The sequence below is a fragment of the Mycolicibacterium thermoresistibile genome, assembly GCF_900187065.1.
In the GTDB taxonomy this organism is placed as follows: Bacteria; Actinomycetota; Actinomycetes; order Mycobacteriales; family Mycobacteriaceae; genus Mycobacterium; species Mycobacterium thermoresistibile.
Map to the genome: position 1 here is coordinate 3,796,352 of NZ_LT906483.1, position 14,855 is coordinate 3,811,206.

Genomic DNA, 14,855 nt, shown 5'->3' on the forward strand with positions numbered 1-14,855 from the left:
ATCCGGTGTAGACATGCACCATGACTGCGCGCGTGGATGACCTGCTCGACCTGGACGCCCTACTGACCCCCGAGGACATCGAACTGCGCGACACCGTGCGCCGATTCGGCGAACAGCGGCTGCGCCCGCATGTCGCCGACTGGTTCGAGTCGGGTCAGATCCCGGTCCGCGAGCTCGCCGCCGACCTGGGCAAGCTCGGGCTGCTCGGCATGCACCTGCAGGGTTACGGCTGCAGCGGCTCCACCGCCACCGCCTACGGGCTGGTGTGTCAGGAGCTGGAGGCCGTCGACAGCGGGCTGCGCAGCCTGGTGTCGGTGCAGGGCAGCCTGGCGATGTTCGCGATCTACCGGCACGGCAGCGAGGAGCAGCGCCGGCACTGGCTGCCGCCGATGGCCACCGGTGAGGTGATCGGCTGCTTCGGCCTGACCGAACCGGACTTCGGTTCCAATCCGGCCGGCATGCGCACCACCGCTCGGCGGGACGGGTCGGACTGGATCCTCAACGGGTCGAAGATGTGGATCACCAACGGCTCGGTGGCCGACGTGGCGATCGTGTGGGCCCGCAGCGCCGACGACGGCATCCTCGGGTTCGTCGTGCCCACCGACACGCCCGGCTTCACCGCCCGCGAGATGACCCGCAAACTGTCGCTGCGGGCGTCGGTCACCTCCGAGTTGCACCTCGACGACGTGCGGTTGCCCGCCGACGCCCGGCTCCCCGGCGCGCGCGGGTTGTCCGGACCGTTGGCGTGTCTGTCCGAGGCACGGTTCGGCATCGTGTTCGGCAGCGTCGGCGCCGCCCGCGACTGTCTGGAGACCACGCTGGACTACGTCGCCACCCGCGAGGTGTTCGACAAGCCGCTGGCCGGTTATCAGATCACCCAGACCAAGCTCGCGGACATGGCCGTCGAGCTGGGCAAGGCACAGCTGCTGGCGTTGCACCTGGGCCGGCTGAAGGACGGCGGGACGATCCGGCCGGAACAGATCAGCGTCGGCAAGCTCAACAACGTCCGGGAGGCGCTGCGGATCGCCCGCGAATGCCGGACCCTGCTGGGCGCCAACGGGGTGACGCTGGAGTACCCGGTGCTGCGGCACGCCAACAACCTGGAATCGGTGCTGACCTACGAGGGCACGTCCGAGGTGCACCAGCTGGTCATCGGTCAGACCATGACCGGGCTGAGCGCGTTCCGGTGAGCCCGGCGGCTACACCGCCTGCGGCGCCACCGGGGCGCCGGTCAGCCGCCGGAAGGTGCACACCACCAGCAGTCCGGCCAGCGGGCCGGTGATCAGCAGACCCACACCGCACAACAGCGAACCCAGGAAAATCAGCACACCCGACGCCAGCCACACCAGGATGGCCGGGCCGAAGTTCTTCTTCACCACGTCGACGCTGGCCAGGATGCCGTCGATCGGGGACAGATTCCGGTCGACGACCGCCACCGTGGTGAACATCGCGAACAGCGACACGATCAGGCCGGGAACGACGCACAGCGCAGTGCCGATGTAGCTGAGCACCCCGACGATCACCGTCGCGATCACCACCGAACCGACGTTGCGGGGCCGGAAGAACGACGCGAGCTCGATTTGCTGACCGTCGGCGATGGCCAGCAGACCGTTGAGGAAGGCCGAGGTGATCACGCCGGACACGAACAGCAGCAGGATCACGCCGACCACCATCGTCAGCGTGCCGCCGACACCGAACATGTCGAAGAACGAGTCGGGGTCCACGGTGGTGGCGCCGCCGGGGGTGAACGCCGTCAGCACGAGGCTGAACAGGAAGCTGAGCGCGAAGATGATGGCGACGTACGCCAGGGCGGCCAGCATCAGCGGCGCCGCGTGGCGGGTGAACGCGCTCCACGCCCAGTTGAACGCGTCGCCGAAGCGGTACGACGCGCCGAACCCACCCGGCGGCGGGAAGCCGGCCGGCGGGTAGCCCCCGGTGGGCGGGGGCGGGTAGCCGCCCTGCGGTGGGGGCGGGTAGTTCCCGGCCGGTGGCGGTGGATAGCTACCAGGCGGCGGAGGCGGATAGCTTCCCGGCGGGGGCGGCGGGTAGCCGCCTGCGGGCGGGGGCGGATAGCCACCCTGCGGCGGGGGCGGATAGCCGCCCGCCGGCTGTCCGGGCTGGCCGCCCTGCGGCGGTGGCGGATAACCGCCCGGAGGTGGCGGCGGAGTATTCGCTGGCGGCTGATCGCTCATTTCGCCTCCCAGGTCGCATCGCCGGACTGAGCGCACTCACACTACCGGAGTGGACGGCCGCGGATCGGCTGCCGACACCACCGGCGAGTCGCCCCGAGACCGCCTCGGATCAGTGCGCTGCGGTGCTCTCCGAGAGGAAGCCCAGCAGATCGTGGCGGGTCAGCACACCGGCCGGCTTGCCCTCCTCCACCACCATCACCGCATCGCATTCGCGCAGCATCTTGGCGGCGGCCTGGACCGGCTCGCCCGCGCCGATCAACGGCAGCGGCGCGCCCATGTGCTCGGCGACCGCGTCGGTGAGCTTGGCGCGGCCCTCGTACACCGCCGACAGCAGCTCCCGCTCGGTCACGCTGCCGGCGACCTCGCCGGCCATCACCGGCGGTTCGGCACCGACGACGGGCATCTGCGACACCCCGTACTCGCGCAGGATGTTGATCGCGTCGCGGATCGTCTCCGAGGGGTGGGTGTGCACCAGGTCGGGCAGCTCCCCGGACTTGCCGCGCAACACGTCCCCGACGGTGGGTTGGTGAACCTTGCCGTCGAGCGGGGTCCGCAGGAAGCCGTAGGACGACATCCACTCGTCGTTGAAGATCTTGGACAGATAACCCCGGCCGCCGTCGGGCAGCAGCACCACGACCACCGCGTCCGGCCCGGCCTCCAGGGCCACCTTGTTGGCCGCGACCACCGCCATCCCGCACGACCCGCCGACCAGCAACCCCTCCTCGCGGGCCAGCCGCCGGGTCATCTCGAACGAGTCCGCATCGGACACCGCGATGATCTCGTCGGGCACCGACGGGTCGTAGACCGACGGCCAGAAGTCCTCGCCGACGCCCTCGACCAGATACGGCCGGCCGGTGCCGCCGGAGTACACCGAACCCTCCGGATCGGCGCCGACGACCCGCACGGGACCTTCTGGGCGACGTCCGGACACCTCCTTGAGGTAGCGGCCGGCGCCGGTGATGGTGCCGCCGGTGCCCACGCCGGCGACGAAGTGCGTGACCTTGCCGTCGGTGTCGTTCCAGATCTCCGGCCCGGTGGTCTCGTAGTGGCTCTGCGGACCCATCTGGTTGGAGTACTGGTCCGGCTTCCACGCGCCGTCGATCTCGCGGGTGAGCCGATCCGACACGCTGTAGTAGCTGTCCGGATGCTCCGGCGGCACCGCCGTCGGGCACACCACGACCTCCGCGCCGTACGCCCGCAGCACGTTCTGCTTGTCCTCGCTGACCTTGTCCGGGCAGACGAAGATGCACTTGTATCCACGCTGCTGGGCCACGATCGCCAGCCCCACCCCGGTGTTGCCGGACGTCGGCTCGACGATGGTGCCGCCCGGCTTGAGCAGGCCGCGCTTCTCGGCGTCCTCGATCATCTTGACCGCGATGCGGTCCTTGGAGCTGCCGCCCGGGTTCAGGTACTCGATCTTGGCCAGCACCATGCCGGCGCCCTCCGGGACCACAGAATTCAGCTGGACCAGGGGCGTATTGCCGATGAGCTCACTGACGTGCCGGGCGTATCGCATGCCTCCATGGTCCCAGACATCGACCGGGGGGCGAACAGCGCTACCAGGTGGCCTCGCGGATGTACTCGCCGATCTGCCGCAACGACCGTTTGGCCTCCGGCACGAACGGCGCCGCGATCTGGAAGACATGCATCTGACCAGGCCACACCCGGATCTCCACCGGGACCCCGGCGGCGGCCAGCCGGCGCGCCGCCTTGCGGGCGTCACTGATCAGCGCCTCGGAGCCGGACACGTGGATCAGGGTGCGCGGCAGCCCCGGCTCGATGTTGTCCAGCGGCTCGTACACCTCCTCCGGGCGCCCGTTGGTGGTGCGCCGCTCCGCGGCCTCCTCGACGAGCTCGATCAACGCCGAGAACGCCCGCGGCGGGAACATCGCGTCGGTGCGGATGTTCGGATGCTGTGCCCGCGACTCGTTGTCGATCTCGAACAGCGGCGACAACGCGACCAAGGCGGCCGGCTCCTCCCCCTCGTCGAGCAGCCGTTGCGCCAGGCTCAGCGCCAGATAGCCGCCGGCGGAGTCCCCGGCCAGCACGATCTGATCCGGCTCGTAGCCCTTGGCCCGCAGCCACTGATACCCGTCGTAGCAGTCGTCGATGGCAGTGCCGACGGAATGTTTGGGGATCATCCGGTAGTTGACCACCAGCACCGGGCTGTCGGCGAACTCCGACAACGCGGTGACGAGCCGCCCGTGCGTATGCGCACCGCAGGTCAGAAACGCCCCGCCGTGCAGGTAGAGCACCACGCTGCGGCGCCCGTCGGCGGGCAGCACCCCGGGGGCGCGGACCAGCTGGGCGGTGCAGTGCGGCAGCCGGATGGTGGCGCGCACCGTACCCGGCACCGGGCGGACGGCGCGGGCGGCGAAGTCGAGCAGGCCCCACGGCCACGGCAGACGCGGAGCGAAGCTCCCGATCGCCAGGGTGGGCCGGACCGTCAGGTACGCGGCGAGGGCGGTGAGCCGGCCGGCCAGGCTGGGCCCGTCCTCGACGTACTCGGACGGTGTCCCATCGCTGACCGGGAATGTGCGCGAATAGTGACCGCGGGCCGCCCGCGTCGCGAGCGGCGAGGTCCGCGGAACTTTGCTTGGTGCAGTCATCCCACCACTCCCTACGCCGTTGTAGTGACCGTGGCCAACTCGAACCTCGGTATCAAGCTTGACATCCAGTAACCAGTTCAACGCCTGGGTGTCCCGATTTGATACCCGAGTTGATACCGCACCGTGATTGCTGAACCGGACTGCCACGCGGAATAACCAGAAATTCGAGGACTAAACTTGGTCTCGTGGGCATTCGATCACCACGACGGTCGACTCTTGCCCTGGCGACCGCGGCGACAATGGTTTCAACGGGCACTGCCTACCTCGGCGCGCGACACCTGCTGACCGGCCAGGCCGATCAGGCCCGTCGGACGATCCCGAGGGCGGCGGACATTCCTCCCCGCGCCGACGGGGTGTACTCCCCCGACGGCGGCCCGGTGCAGCCGTGGAACCGTGACGTGCCCTTTGACCTGCACCTGATGGTGTTCGGCGACTCCACCGCGACCGGCTACGGCTGCCGGGAGGCCGACGAGGTGCCCGGGGTGCTGCTCGCCCGCGCGCTGGCCTCGGCGTCCGGCAAGCGGGTGCGGCTGAGTACCAAGGCCATCGTCGGCGCGACGTCGAAGGGGCTGCAGGGCCAGATCGATGCGATGTTCGTGGCGGATCAGCCGCCGGACGCGGCGGTGATCATGATCGGCGCCAACGACGTGACCCGGCTCAACGGCATCCGGCCGTCCGCGCAGCGGTTGGGCGCCGGGGTGCGCCGACTGCGGGAGGCCGGCGCGGTCGTCGTCGTCGGCACCTGCCCGGACTTCGGCGTGGTCACCGCCATTCCGCAGCCGCTGCGCTCGGTGGCCCGCAGCAAGGGGCTGCGGCTGGCCCGGGCGCAGGCCGCCGCCGTGCGGGCCGCGGGTGGGGTGCCGGTGCCGCTCGCGGACCTGGTGACCCCGAACTTCATGCAGGAACCGGAACGGTTCTTCTCCGACGACATGTATCACCCGTCGGCGGCCGGATATGCGCTGGCGGCCAACCAGCTGCTGCCGGCGCTGCGGCGCGAGCTGGGCATCGACGATCCGGACGAGCCGTTGCCGTGGGAGCGCAAGGACAACCGCCCGCTACTGGCCCGCGTCGGCCATCTGAGCCGGCTGTGGCGGCGCTCCACCGGTGTCCCGGCCCCGGTGCTGGCCCGGGTTCCCGCGCCGGTGCTGGAGAAGGTGTCCGCGCCGGTGCTGGGTGGTCTGCGCGCGCTCGGCCCGCGGAGGGCCGACGCGCGGGCGGCCGGCGCCGCAGGCTAGGTTGAACCCATGCCAGAAGCCGTCATCGTCTCGACTGCCCGTTCGCCGATCGGCCGCGCCAACAAGGGTTCGCTGGTCGACATGCGACCCGACGATCTGGCCGCCCAGATGGTGCGGGCGGCGTTGGACAAGGTGCCGCAGCTCGATCCGCGTGACATCGACGACCTGATCATGGGCTGCGGTCAGCCCGCGGGCGAGGCCGGCAACAACATCGCCCGAGTGGTGGCCGTGCAGCTGGGTTACGACTTCCTGCCCGGCACCACGGTCAACCGGTACTGCTCGTCGTCGCTGCAGACCAGCCGGATGGCGTTCCACGCGATCAAGGCGGGCGAGGGCCACGCCTTCATCTCGGCGGGAGTGGAGACCGTGTCGCGGTTCGGCAAGGGCACCGCCGACGGCTGGCCGGACACCAAGAACCCGAAGTTCGCCGAGGCGATGAAGCGCACCGAGCAGGCCGCGGCGGGCGGCGAGGAGTGGCACGATCCTCGCGAGGACGGCAACCTGCCCGACATCTACATCGCGATGGGGCAGACCGCGGAGAACGTCGCGCTGTACACCGGCATCAGCCGCGAGGACCAGGACCACTGGGGTGTGCGGTCGCAGAACCGGGCCGAGGAGGCCATCAAGAACGGCTTCTTCGAACGGGAGATCACCCCGGTCACGTTGCCGGACGGCACGGTGGTCAGCACCGATGACGGACCGCGGCCCGGCACCACCTACGAGAAGGTCAGCCAGCTCAAGCCGGTGTTCCGGCCCAACGGCACCGTCACCGCCGGCAACGCGTGCCCGCTCAACGACGGGGCCGCCGCGCTGGTGATCATGTCCGACGTGAAGGCCCGCGAGTTGGGGTTGACGCCGCTGGCGCGAATCGTCTCGACCGGGGTGAGCGGCCTGTCGCCCGAGATCATGGGTCTCGGCCCGATCGAAGCGACCAAGAAGGCGCTCGCCAACGCCGGCATGACGATCAACGACGTCGACCTCTACGAGATCAACGAGGCGTTCGCGGTACAGGTGCTGGGCTCGGCGCGCGAACTCGGCATGGATCTGGACCGGCTGAACGTCTCGGGCGGCGCCATCGCCCTCGGTCACCCGTTCGGGATGACCGGTGCCCGCATCACCGCGACGCTGATCAACAACCTGCAGACCCACGACAAGCAGTTCGGGTTGGAGACCATGTGCGTCGGTGGTGGCCAGGGCATGGCGATGATCATCGAGCGGTTGTCCTGACCTGACCCGCTTCGTGCGCTGGTTGCCCCGGCGCTGCCCTACTGACGTTCAGCTGGTGAACTTGAGCGTGTAGTCGGTGTATTGGGTGTGCGGTCGCCGTCTTGAGTGTGCGGTCCGTGCTTCGATAGTGCACCGGTGGCCGGTTTTCCGCCGATTCCCCACAGCGGCCGCACGATGAACGCCCACATCGCACACTCACCACGGCACACGCACAACGATCGCCATGGACGCACGCAGCACACGACAGCGGGCACACGAAAAGAGGCGCCCACCGCTCGGCCGACCGTCTCGGGTGGCCGCCTCGGCCGACCGTCCTGGGTGGCCGCCTCGGCCGACCGTCTCGGGTGGCCGTCTCGGCCGACCGTCTCGACCATGCACGCGGCCGTCTCGACCGTGCACCCCGGCCGTCTCGAGCGTATAGTGGCTGTCTCGAGCGTGTAGTGGCCACCTCGAGCGTGCGCCGGCCGTCCCGAGCGTGCGCTCAGTGCTTCGAAAGTGCACCAGCGGCCGGTTTTCCGCCAATTCCCCACAGCCGCCGCACGATGAACGCACACATCGCACACTCACCACGGCACACGCACAACGACCGCCATGGACGCACGCTGACCTCGCACGCTGACCACGCAAACAGCACACGAAAAAGGCGCCCACCGCTCGGTGGACGCCTCTCTTCGTGAGCTGACTGCCAGAACTGACTGCTAATCGCTGTTGAAGTAGCTGAGCAGACGCAGGATCTCGATGTACAGCCACACCAGGGTGACCGTGAGGCCCAGCGCCACGCCCCAGGCCGCCTTCTCCGGAGCGCCGGCCCGGATCATCTGATCGGCGGCGTCGAAGTCGATGAGGAAGCTGAACGCCGCGATCCCGATGCACAGCAGCGAGAACCCGATGGCGAGCATGCCGCCGCTGCGCAGGCCGAGGCCGTCGCCGCCGCCGATCCAGGCCGCCAGGAGGTTGACGATCATCAGCGCCAGCACGCCGAACAGGCCGGCGACGATCATCCGGGTGAACTTCGGGGTGACGCGGATGGCGCCGGTCTTGTAGACGACCAGCATGCCGAAGAAGACACCGAGGGTGCCGACGATCGCCTGCGCGACCATCGAATAGCCACCGTTGGAGATGACGTTGGCGAACAGGAATGTGATCGCACCCAGGAACAGGCCCTCGAGCCCGGCATAGGTCAACACGATGGCCGGGTTGTCCTGTTTGCGGCCGAAGGTGGCCACCAGGACGAGCACCAGCCCGCCGATGGCGCCGATCATGGCCAGCGGCATCGCCAGACCCAGGTTCACCGAGGCGATGAAGTAGGAGATGACGCCGACGGCAGTCAGCACGGCGAGGGTGACGCCGGTCTTGGTCACGACGTCATCGATGGTCATCGGGCGGGCGACGCCAGCCTGGGTCTGCTCGGCGTACTGAGGCGCGTAGGGCTCTGCGTGCACTTGTTGGGCACCGAGGCCGGCGGCTCCGGTACCGAATGTCGCGTATCCGCCCTGCGTCTTCGGCAGGGATCGGAATACCGGGTTGCTGGTTTCGCGCACCGTCGGGGATCCTCTCCTTGTGGTTCGAAGCTACGAACACACCATCAACGAACTTGCGCGTCGGACGGTTCCCCGCCGACGCAATTCACCTGAAACCTTACCCGTCGTGCATTCGCCCGGCGCGACGTTCTACATTGCTTAACCGTGACCGCCAAAAACGAGGATGTCCTAGTAAATGTTGAGGGCGGTGTCGGGCTGCTGACCCTCAACCGGCCGAAAGCCATCAACTCGCTCACCCACGGCATGGTGACGACGATGGCCGAGCGCCTGGCCGCGTGGGAGAACGACGACTCGGTGCGCGCCGTGCTGCTCACCGGGGCCGGGGAACGCGGGTTGTGCGCCGGCGGTGACGTGGTGGCGATCTACCACAGCGCCAAGGCCGACGGCGCCGAGGCCCGCCGGTTCTGGTTCGACGAGTACCGGCTCAACGCGCACATCGGCCGCTACCCGAAGCCGTACGTCTCGATCATGGACGGCATCGTGATGGGCGGCGGCGTCGGAGTGGGCGCGCACGGCAATGTCCGGGTCGTCACCGACACCACCAAGATGGCGATGCCCGAGGTCGGTATCGGCTTCATTCCCGACGTCGGCGGCACCTACCTGCTGTCCCGGGCGCCCGGCAAGCTCGGCCTGCACGCGGCGCTGACCGGTGCGCCGTTCTCCGGGGCGGACGCGATCGTGATGGGCTTCGCCGACCACTATGTGCCGCACGACAAGATCGACGAGTTCACCCGCGCGGTGATCGCCGACGGTGTGGACGCCGCGCTCGCCGCGCACGCCCAGGAGCCGCCGGCCAGCCCGCTGGCCGAGCAGCGGTCCTGGATCGACGAGTGCTACACGGGTGACACCGTCGCCGACATCATCGCGGCGCTGCGTGCGCACGACGCCCCGGCGGCCGGGGAGGCGGCGGATCTGATCGCCACCCGCTCCCCGATCGCGCTGTCGGTGACGCTGGAGTCGGTGCGACGGGCCGCGAAGCTCCAGAGCCTCGAAGACACGTTGCGCCAGGAGTACCGGGTCTCGTGTGCGTCGCTGAAGTCGCACGACCTGGTCGAGGGCATCCGGGCGCAGCTCGTCGACAAGGACCGCAACCCCAAGTGGCGGCCGGCCACCCTGGCCGAGGTCACCGAAGCCGACGTCGAGGCCTATTTCGCCCCGGTCGACCCCGAGCTGACTTTCGAAGGAGAAACACAATGAGCGCCAAGAACTACGAGACGATCCTGGTGACCCGGGAGGACCGGGTCGGCATCATCACCCTGAACCGGCCCAAGGCGCTCAACGCGCTCAACAGCCAGGTGATGACCGAAGTCACCGATGCGGCAGCCGAATTCGACAGCGATCCGGGCATCGGCGCGATCATCGTGACCGGTAACGAGAAGGCGTTCGCGGCCGGCGCGGACATCAAGGAGATGGCCGACCTGGAGTTCGCCGACGTGTTCGCCGCGGATTTCTTCGCGCCGTGGTCGAAGTTCGCCGCCACCCGCACCCCGACCATCGCCGCGGTGGCCGGGTATGCGCTCGGCGGCGGCTGCGAACTGGCGATGATGTGCGATCTGCTCATCGCCGCCGACACCGCGAAGTTCGGCCAGCCCGAGATCAAGCTGGGCGTGCTGCCGGGCATGGGCGGCTCGCAGCGGCTGACCCGGGCGATCGGCAAGGCCAAGGCGATGGATCTGATCCTGACCGGCCGCACCATCGACGCCGAGGAGGCCGAGCGCAGCGGGCTGGTGTCACGGGTGGTGCCGGCGGACAAACTGCTCGACGAGGCCAAGGAGACCGCCGCGACGATCGCCGCCATGTCGTTGAGCGCGGCGCGGATGGCCAAGGAAGCCGTCAACCGGGCGTTCGAGACCTCGCTGGCCGAGGGTTTGCTCTTCGAACGCCGGGTGTTCCACTCCGCGTTCGCCACCGCCGATCAGTCCGAGGGCATGGCCGCGTTCACCGAGAAGCGTCCCCCGAAGTTCACTCACCGCTAGAGTGCGGACGTGACCGCGACCCCGGACAAGACCGCCGAGCATGCCTCCGAAGAGGTTGCGCCGCAGGAACACAAGTCTGAACCGGGCGCGTGGTGGACCCGCCACTACACGTTCTTCGGGACCGCGGTCGGGTTGGTGTTCCTCTGGTTCTCGCTGACCCCGTCACTGCTGCCGCGCGGTCCGCTGTTCCAGGGGATCGTCAGCGGCGCAGCCGGCGCGGCCGGTTACGGCATCGGCGTGTTCGGGGTGTGGCTGGTGCGCTTCATGGCGTCCAGGGATTCCAGCCCGCGCGCGCCGCGGTGGGCCTGGATCGCGCTGATCGTGGTCGGGACCGTCGTCCAACTGCTGATGATCAACTACTTCCGGATCTGGCAGGACGAGGTCCGCGACTTCATGGGCGTGCCGCGGCTGACGTTCTGGGACCATCCGCTGGCCGGTGCGCTGTCCATTGCCTTCCTGTTCACCCTGGTCGAGATCGGCAAGCTGATCGGGCGGGCGGTGCGGTTCCTCAACGGTCAGCTGAGACGCTTTGCGCCGCCCCGGGTCTCGGCGGTCGTCTCGGTGCTGTTGGTGGTGGCGCTGATCATCGCGATCCTCAACGGGATCGTGGTGCGCTGGGCGATGAGCACGATCAACAGCACGTTCGCGGCGGTCAACGAGGAGGATGACCCGGCGTTCCCGGCGCCCACCACCCCGCTGCGTTCGGGTGGCCCCGGATCGTTGGTCAGCTGGGAGTCGCTGGGGCATCAGGGCCGTATCTTCGTGGCGGCCGGCCCCACCGTCGAGCAGCTGTCCGAGTTCAACGGCGCCCCGGCGGTGGAGCCGATCCGCGCCTATGCGGGCCTGAACTCCGCCAACGGGATCCGCGAGACCGCGGCGTTGGCGGCCCGCGAGCTGCAGCGCACCGGCGGGCTGAACCGGCAGGTGGTGGCCGTGGCCACCACCACCGGCACCGGCTGGATCAACGAGGCCGAGGCGTCGGCGCTGGAGTACATGTTCAACGGCGACACCGCGATCGTGTCGATGCAGTACTCGTATCTGCCCAGCTGGCTGTCGTTCCTGGTGGACAAGGAGAACGCCCGCCAGGCCGGTCAGGCGCTGTTCGAGGCGGTCGACGCGCTGATCCGGGAGATGCCCGAGGCCGAGCGGCCGCGGCTGGTGGTCTTCGGGGAGAGTCTCGGCTCGTTCGGCGGCGAGGCGCCGTTCCTGGCGTTGAACAACCTGGTCGCCCGGACCGATGGTGCGCTGTTCTCCGGGCCGACGTTCAACAACGAGATCTGGGCCGAGCTGACCCGCACCCGGGATCCCGGTTCGCCGATGTGGCTGCCGATCTACGACCGGGGCGCGAACGTCCGATTCGTCTCCCGCCCCGACGATCTGAACCGCCCGGACGCCCCGTGGGGCGAGCCGCGGGTGGTGTACCTGCAGCACGCCTCCGACCCGATCGCCTGGTGGAGTCCGGATCTGCTGTTCGCCGAACCGGATTGGCTCAAGGAGCCCCGCGGCTACGACGTGTCGGGCCGCACCCAGTGGATTCCGGTGGTGACGTTCCTGCAGGTGGCGGCCGATATGGCGGTGGCGACCCAGGTTCCCGACGGGCACGGCCACCGCTACGTCCACACCGTGGCCGACGCCTGGGCCGCGGTGCTGCAACCACCGGGCTGGACCCACGAGAAAACCGAACGGCTGCGGCCGCTGCTGCACGCCGACGCCAAACCGAACGAGGTCAGCCCGACGAAGTGAGTTGCGCAAGCACACCTTCGGCGGCCAGCGCCTGATATCCGCCGACGACGTCGGTGGCGCGGTGCAGACCCAGGCCCTGCAGCGCCGCGGCGGCCAGGCTGGAGGTGTAGCCCTGCGAGCACAGCACCACCCATTCCACGTCGTCGTCGACGGCCTGCGGCAACCGCGCGTCGCTGGTCGGATCGCACCGCCACTCCAGCACATTCCGTTCGACCACCAGGGCGCCGGGCACCTCGCCTTCGCGGTCGCGTTGCGCCTGTGGCCGGATGTCGACGAGGACCGCGCCGCGCCGCAGCGCCGCCGGGACCGCCGCGGCCGGTAACCGGGTGAGCCGGTCGCGGGCGGCGGCCAGCATGATGTCGATGCGACTGCTCATCCCTCCGGCCCGTCGGTCAGCTCGGTGCGTTTGCGGCGCAGAATGTTTCGTTCAGTGACCTCGTAGTACGACATCGCGGCCAGCGGCGGCGAGTAGGCGTGCACGCTGAGCGTGGGCCCGGTGGTGGTGGCCGGCGCCCACACCACGTCGTGCACCCAGCCCAGCGGGAAACCCGCCTGATCGCCGGCATCGAGCCGGCGGCGGCGCAAGGTGCCGCCATCCCAACGGGTTTCGGCGAGAGACCCGGACAGCACGGTCAACGCACCCAGCGATCCGCCGTGGTCGTGCAGTTCGGTGGCCCGCTCGGGCACCCAGCTGATCAGCCAGACGTCGAGCTCGTCGTCGCTGACCAGGCGGGTGTACCAGCGTTCGTGACGGGGCAGGCCCGCCGCCGGCAGCAGGTGGTCGTAACGGCCGCTGAGCACGTCGTCGGCGAGGCGGTCGGTGGTGTGCAACAGGTCGGGCAGGCGCAGCCGGGTGGGCGCCACGCCGGACAGGACCCCGGTACGGGTGGAAACCATGGACGAACTCCAGAAGTGACGAACGATCGCGGATCAGGCACGAGTCGGGGTCCGAGGAAGCCCCGTCAGACCCGACAACACCACCGAAGTGCGAACCGCTGCGTCACGGCGGCCAGTGTTGCATAGATTTGAGGCCATGCGCAGCCTCGCGATCCGTGCCACTGTCACCACCGCGGCCGTCGCGGCCGCGCTCTCGGGGTGCTCGTCGGAGCCCGGCGACACGACCGAACCGTCGCCCGCGGCACCGGGGACGACCACCACCAGCCCGCAACCGGGCGCGATCGAGGTGTCCCCCGGCGGGGTCACCACGGCGATGGCGGTGCCCGCCGAATCCACCGAGGACGAGTACTTCCGCGCCTGCATCACCGCACGTCAATGGATGGAGGAGCAGGACGGCGAGCTCGCCGATCAGGTCGAACCGTATCTGGCGATGCTGCAGCGCAGCGATGAGGCCGGACCGTCCACCTTCGACACCCCGTGGTCGCAGTTGCCGCCCGGACGGCAGGCCGCGGTGATCGTCGCCGTCCGGGCCGCCGCCGACGAACTGTGCGGCTGAGCGGTGTTCGAATCACGCTGAGCGGAACCGGCCCGACCGTCGTCGCAGCACGGCCGCACCGGCGAACACCGCCAGGAACGGGACCATGCTCAGGGTCAGCGCCACCAGTTGGTCCGGGTCGTCGAGTGCGACAGCGTCCCAGCTGGGCCCCAGATACTGCGCGGTGACCTGAAACGCCCAGTGGAATCCGATGGTGCTCCACAGGCTCCCGGTGATCGCCCGCACCACGCCCAGCGCGCAGGAGAACACGAGGAACAACACGATGCGTTCGGCCGAGAGCGCCGCACCGATGGCCACCCCCCACAGCGTGAACAGCACCGCCTGCCCGATGACGGCCTCGCCGACCGGCCGCCGTTCGGCGAGGTTGGCGTAGAAGTAGCCCCGGAAGATCAACTCCTCGGGCAGCGCCTCGTACAGCAGCACCAGCACCGTGAGCGCCGCCAGCCCGGCCAGCACGTTCCCGATCGGCTCCTGCACCCGCAGCTGCGCACCGCCGGCGGCGACGACGCCGACCGTCGCCACGGCCGCGGGAACCGCCCACCACCCGATGCCGAGCAGCAGCGGGCGCCAGCCTTCGCGCAGCGGGGTCAGGCCCAGCCCCGACCATCCGCGGCGGTCCAGCCTGCGGCGGGCCACCACGACCAGCGGCACCGTCAGCACGGTCGCACCCAGCGCGCGGACGACGTGCGCGGTGCGGCTGTGGTCCTCGCCCAGCACGGCGGCCACACCGTGATCCAGCAGCAGCCAGATGGCGACCACCCCGCCGAAGACCCCGCCGAGGATCAGGGCGGTCCGCACATCCGACGACGCTCTGGCATTGCCGTTCTCCCCGGCGACGGACATGACGGTCAGGTTATCCGCCGCGCCTGGCGCAGACTG

14 protein-coding genes are annotated in these 14,855 nt (G+C 69.5%); 7 read left to right on the forward strand and 7 right to left on the reverse strand.

The features are described 5' to 3' along the window. The first annotated feature begins 20 nt into the window (after positions 1–20). Complete coding sequence (locus CKW28_RS17810) at positions 21–1,190, forward strand: acyl-CoA dehydrogenase family protein (RefSeq protein ID WP_050811879.1); 1,170 nt, start codon at positions 21–23, stop codon at positions 1,188–1,190. 9 nt (positions 1,191–1,199) lie between these two features. On the opposite strand, the gene CKW28_RS17815 is transcribed toward CKW28_RS17810, so the two are convergent. The 3 genes from CKW28_RS17815 to CKW28_RS17825 all read right to left on the reverse strand — a co-directional run bounded on the left by CKW28_RS17815 (position 1,200) and on the right by CKW28_RS17825 (position 4,801). Beyond that, positions 1,200–2,192: a DUF2189 domain-containing protein gene (locus CKW28_RS17815; protein ID WP_040546102.1), complete on the reverse strand. Its 993-nt coding sequence runs from the start codon at positions 2,190–2,192 to the stop codon at positions 1,200–1,202. A gap of 109 nt (positions 2,193–2,301) precedes the next feature. After that, a complete protein-coding gene (locus CKW28_RS17820) occupies positions 2,302–3,708 on the reverse strand; it encodes a cystathionine beta-synthase (protein WP_003924035.1) in 1,407 nt (468 codons plus the stop codon). 40 nt (positions 3,709–3,748) lie between these two features. Next, positions 3,749–4,801 (reverse strand): alpha/beta hydrolase, encoded by a 1,053-nt coding sequence (locus tag CKW28_RS17825; RefSeq protein ID WP_003924036.1) that lies wholly within the window; start codon positions 4,799–4,801, stop codon positions 3,749–3,751. 185 nt (positions 4,802–4,986) lie between these two features. Here CKW28_RS17825 and CKW28_RS17830 point away from each other — a divergent pair, with 185 nt between their 5' ends. Then, positions 4,987–6,036, forward strand: coding sequence for an SGNH/GDSL hydrolase family protein (locus CKW28_RS17830; protein ID WP_081475420.1), 1,050 nt, complete (start codon positions 4,987–4,989; stop codon positions 6,034–6,036). A 9-nt stretch (positions 6,037–6,045) separates the two neighbouring features. Continuing rightward, positions 6,046–7,263, forward strand: coding sequence for an acetyl-CoA C-acetyltransferase (locus CKW28_RS17835; protein WP_003924038.1), 1,218 nt, complete (start codon positions 6,046–6,048; stop codon positions 7,261–7,263). Between the two features lie 698 nt (positions 7,264–7,961). Here the strand turns inward: CKW28_RS17835 and CKW28_RS17840 are convergent. Further along, positions 7,962–8,804: a Bax inhibitor-1/YccA family protein gene (locus CKW28_RS17840; protein WP_003924039.1), complete on the reverse strand. Its 843-nt coding sequence runs from the start codon at positions 8,802–8,804 to the stop codon at positions 7,962–7,964. A gap of 144 nt (positions 8,805–8,948) precedes the next feature. Between CKW28_RS17840 and CKW28_RS17845 the strand changes: the two genes are divergently transcribed. From CKW28_RS17845 to CKW28_RS17855, 3 genes are read left to right on the forward strand one after another with little or no spacing between them, the layout of a single operon-like run. Further along, the gene (locus CKW28_RS17845; RefSeq protein WP_003924040.1) at positions 8,949–10,001 is read left to right on the forward strand and encodes an enoyl-CoA hydratase/isomerase family protein; all 1,053 of its coding nucleotides are present in this window, start codon (positions 8,949–8,951) and stop codon (positions 9,999–10,001) included. After that, the gene (locus CKW28_RS17850; RefSeq protein WP_003924041.1) at positions 9,998–10,780 is read left to right on the forward strand and encodes an enoyl-CoA hydratase; all 783 of its coding nucleotides are present in this window, start codon (positions 9,998–10,000) and stop codon (positions 10,778–10,780) included. The genes CKW28_RS17845 and CKW28_RS17850 overlap by 4 nt, the downstream gene beginning before the upstream one ends. Before the next feature lie 9 nt (positions 10,781–10,789). Then, positions 10,790–12,523 (forward strand): alpha/beta hydrolase, encoded by a 1,734-nt coding sequence (locus CKW28_RS17855; RefSeq protein ID WP_003924042.1) that lies wholly within the window; start codon positions 10,790–10,792, stop codon positions 12,521–12,523. Here the strand turns inward: CKW28_RS17855 and CKW28_RS17860 are convergent. Together CKW28_RS17860 and CKW28_RS17865 are read right to left on the reverse strand one after the other, a co-directional pair. Continuing rightward, positions 12,507–12,899 carry a rhodanese-like domain-containing protein gene (locus tag CKW28_RS17860; RefSeq protein ID WP_003924043.1) on the reverse strand — a complete coding sequence of 131 codons (393 nt, stop codon included), beginning with the start codon at positions 12,897–12,899 and terminating at the stop codon, positions 12,507–12,509. The genes CKW28_RS17855 and CKW28_RS17860 overlap by 17 nt on opposite strands. Then, a complete protein-coding gene (locus CKW28_RS17865; RefSeq protein WP_003924044.1) occupies positions 12,896–13,420 on the reverse strand; it encodes a cysteine dioxygenase in 525 nt (174 codons plus the stop codon). The genes CKW28_RS17860 and CKW28_RS17865 overlap by 4 nt, the downstream gene beginning before the upstream one ends. Positions 13,421–13,556: 136 nt before the next feature. Here CKW28_RS17865 and CKW28_RS17870 point away from each other — a divergent pair, with 136 nt between their 5' ends. Continuing rightward, a complete protein-coding gene (locus tag CKW28_RS17870) occupies positions 13,557–13,976 on the forward strand; it encodes a lipoprotein LpqV (RefSeq protein WP_003924045.1) in 420 nt (139 codons plus the stop codon). Positions 13,977–13,988: 12 nt separating this feature from the next. Here CKW28_RS17870 and CKW28_RS17875 read toward each other — a convergent pair whose 3' ends face one another. Beyond that, positions 13,989–14,819 carry a CPBP family intramembrane glutamic endopeptidase gene (locus tag CKW28_RS17875; RefSeq protein WP_003924046.1) on the reverse strand — a complete coding sequence of 277 codons (831 nt, stop codon included), beginning with the start codon at positions 14,817–14,819 and terminating at the stop codon, positions 13,989–13,991. Positions 14,820–14,855: the final 36 nt, after the last annotated feature.

Coding starts and splice junctions, on each gene's coding strand:
- CKW28_RS17835 (WP_003924038.1), top strand. CDS start 6,046: ATGCCAGAAGCCGTCATCGTCTCGACTGCCCGTTCGCCGATCGGCCGC.
- CKW28_RS17825 (WP_003924036.1), bottom strand. CDS start 4,801: ATGACTGCACCAAGCAAAGTTCCGCGGACCTCGCCGCTCGCGACGCGG.
- CKW28_RS17820 (WP_003924035.1), bottom strand. CDS start 3,708: ATGCGATACGCCCGGCACGTCAGTGAGCTCATCGGCAATACGCCCCTG.
- CKW28_RS17815 (WP_040546102.1), bottom strand. CDS start 2,192: ATGAGCGATCAGCCGCCAGCGAATACTCCGCCGCCACCTCCGGGCGGT.
- CKW28_RS17865 (WP_003924044.1), bottom strand. CDS start 13,420: ATGGTTTCCACCCGTACCGGGGTCCTGTCCGGCGTGGCGCCCACCCGG.
- CKW28_RS17875 (WP_003924046.1), bottom strand. CDS start 14,819: ATGTCCGTCGCCGGGGAGAACGGCAATGCCAGAGCGTCGTCGGATGTG.
- CKW28_RS17870 (WP_003924045.1), top strand. CDS start 13,557: ATGCGCAGCCTCGCGATCCGTGCCACTGTCACCACCGCGGCCGTCGCG.
- CKW28_RS17850 (WP_003924041.1), top strand. CDS start 9,998: ATGAGCGCCAAGAACTACGAGACGATCCTGGTGACCCGGGAGGACCGG.
- CKW28_RS17860 (WP_003924043.1), bottom strand. CDS start 12,899: ATGAGCAGTCGCATCGACATCATGCTGGCCGCCGCCCGCGACCGGCTC.
- CKW28_RS17810 (WP_050811879.1), top strand. CDS start 21: ATGACTGCGCGCGTGGATGACCTGCTCGACCTGGACGCCCTACTGACC.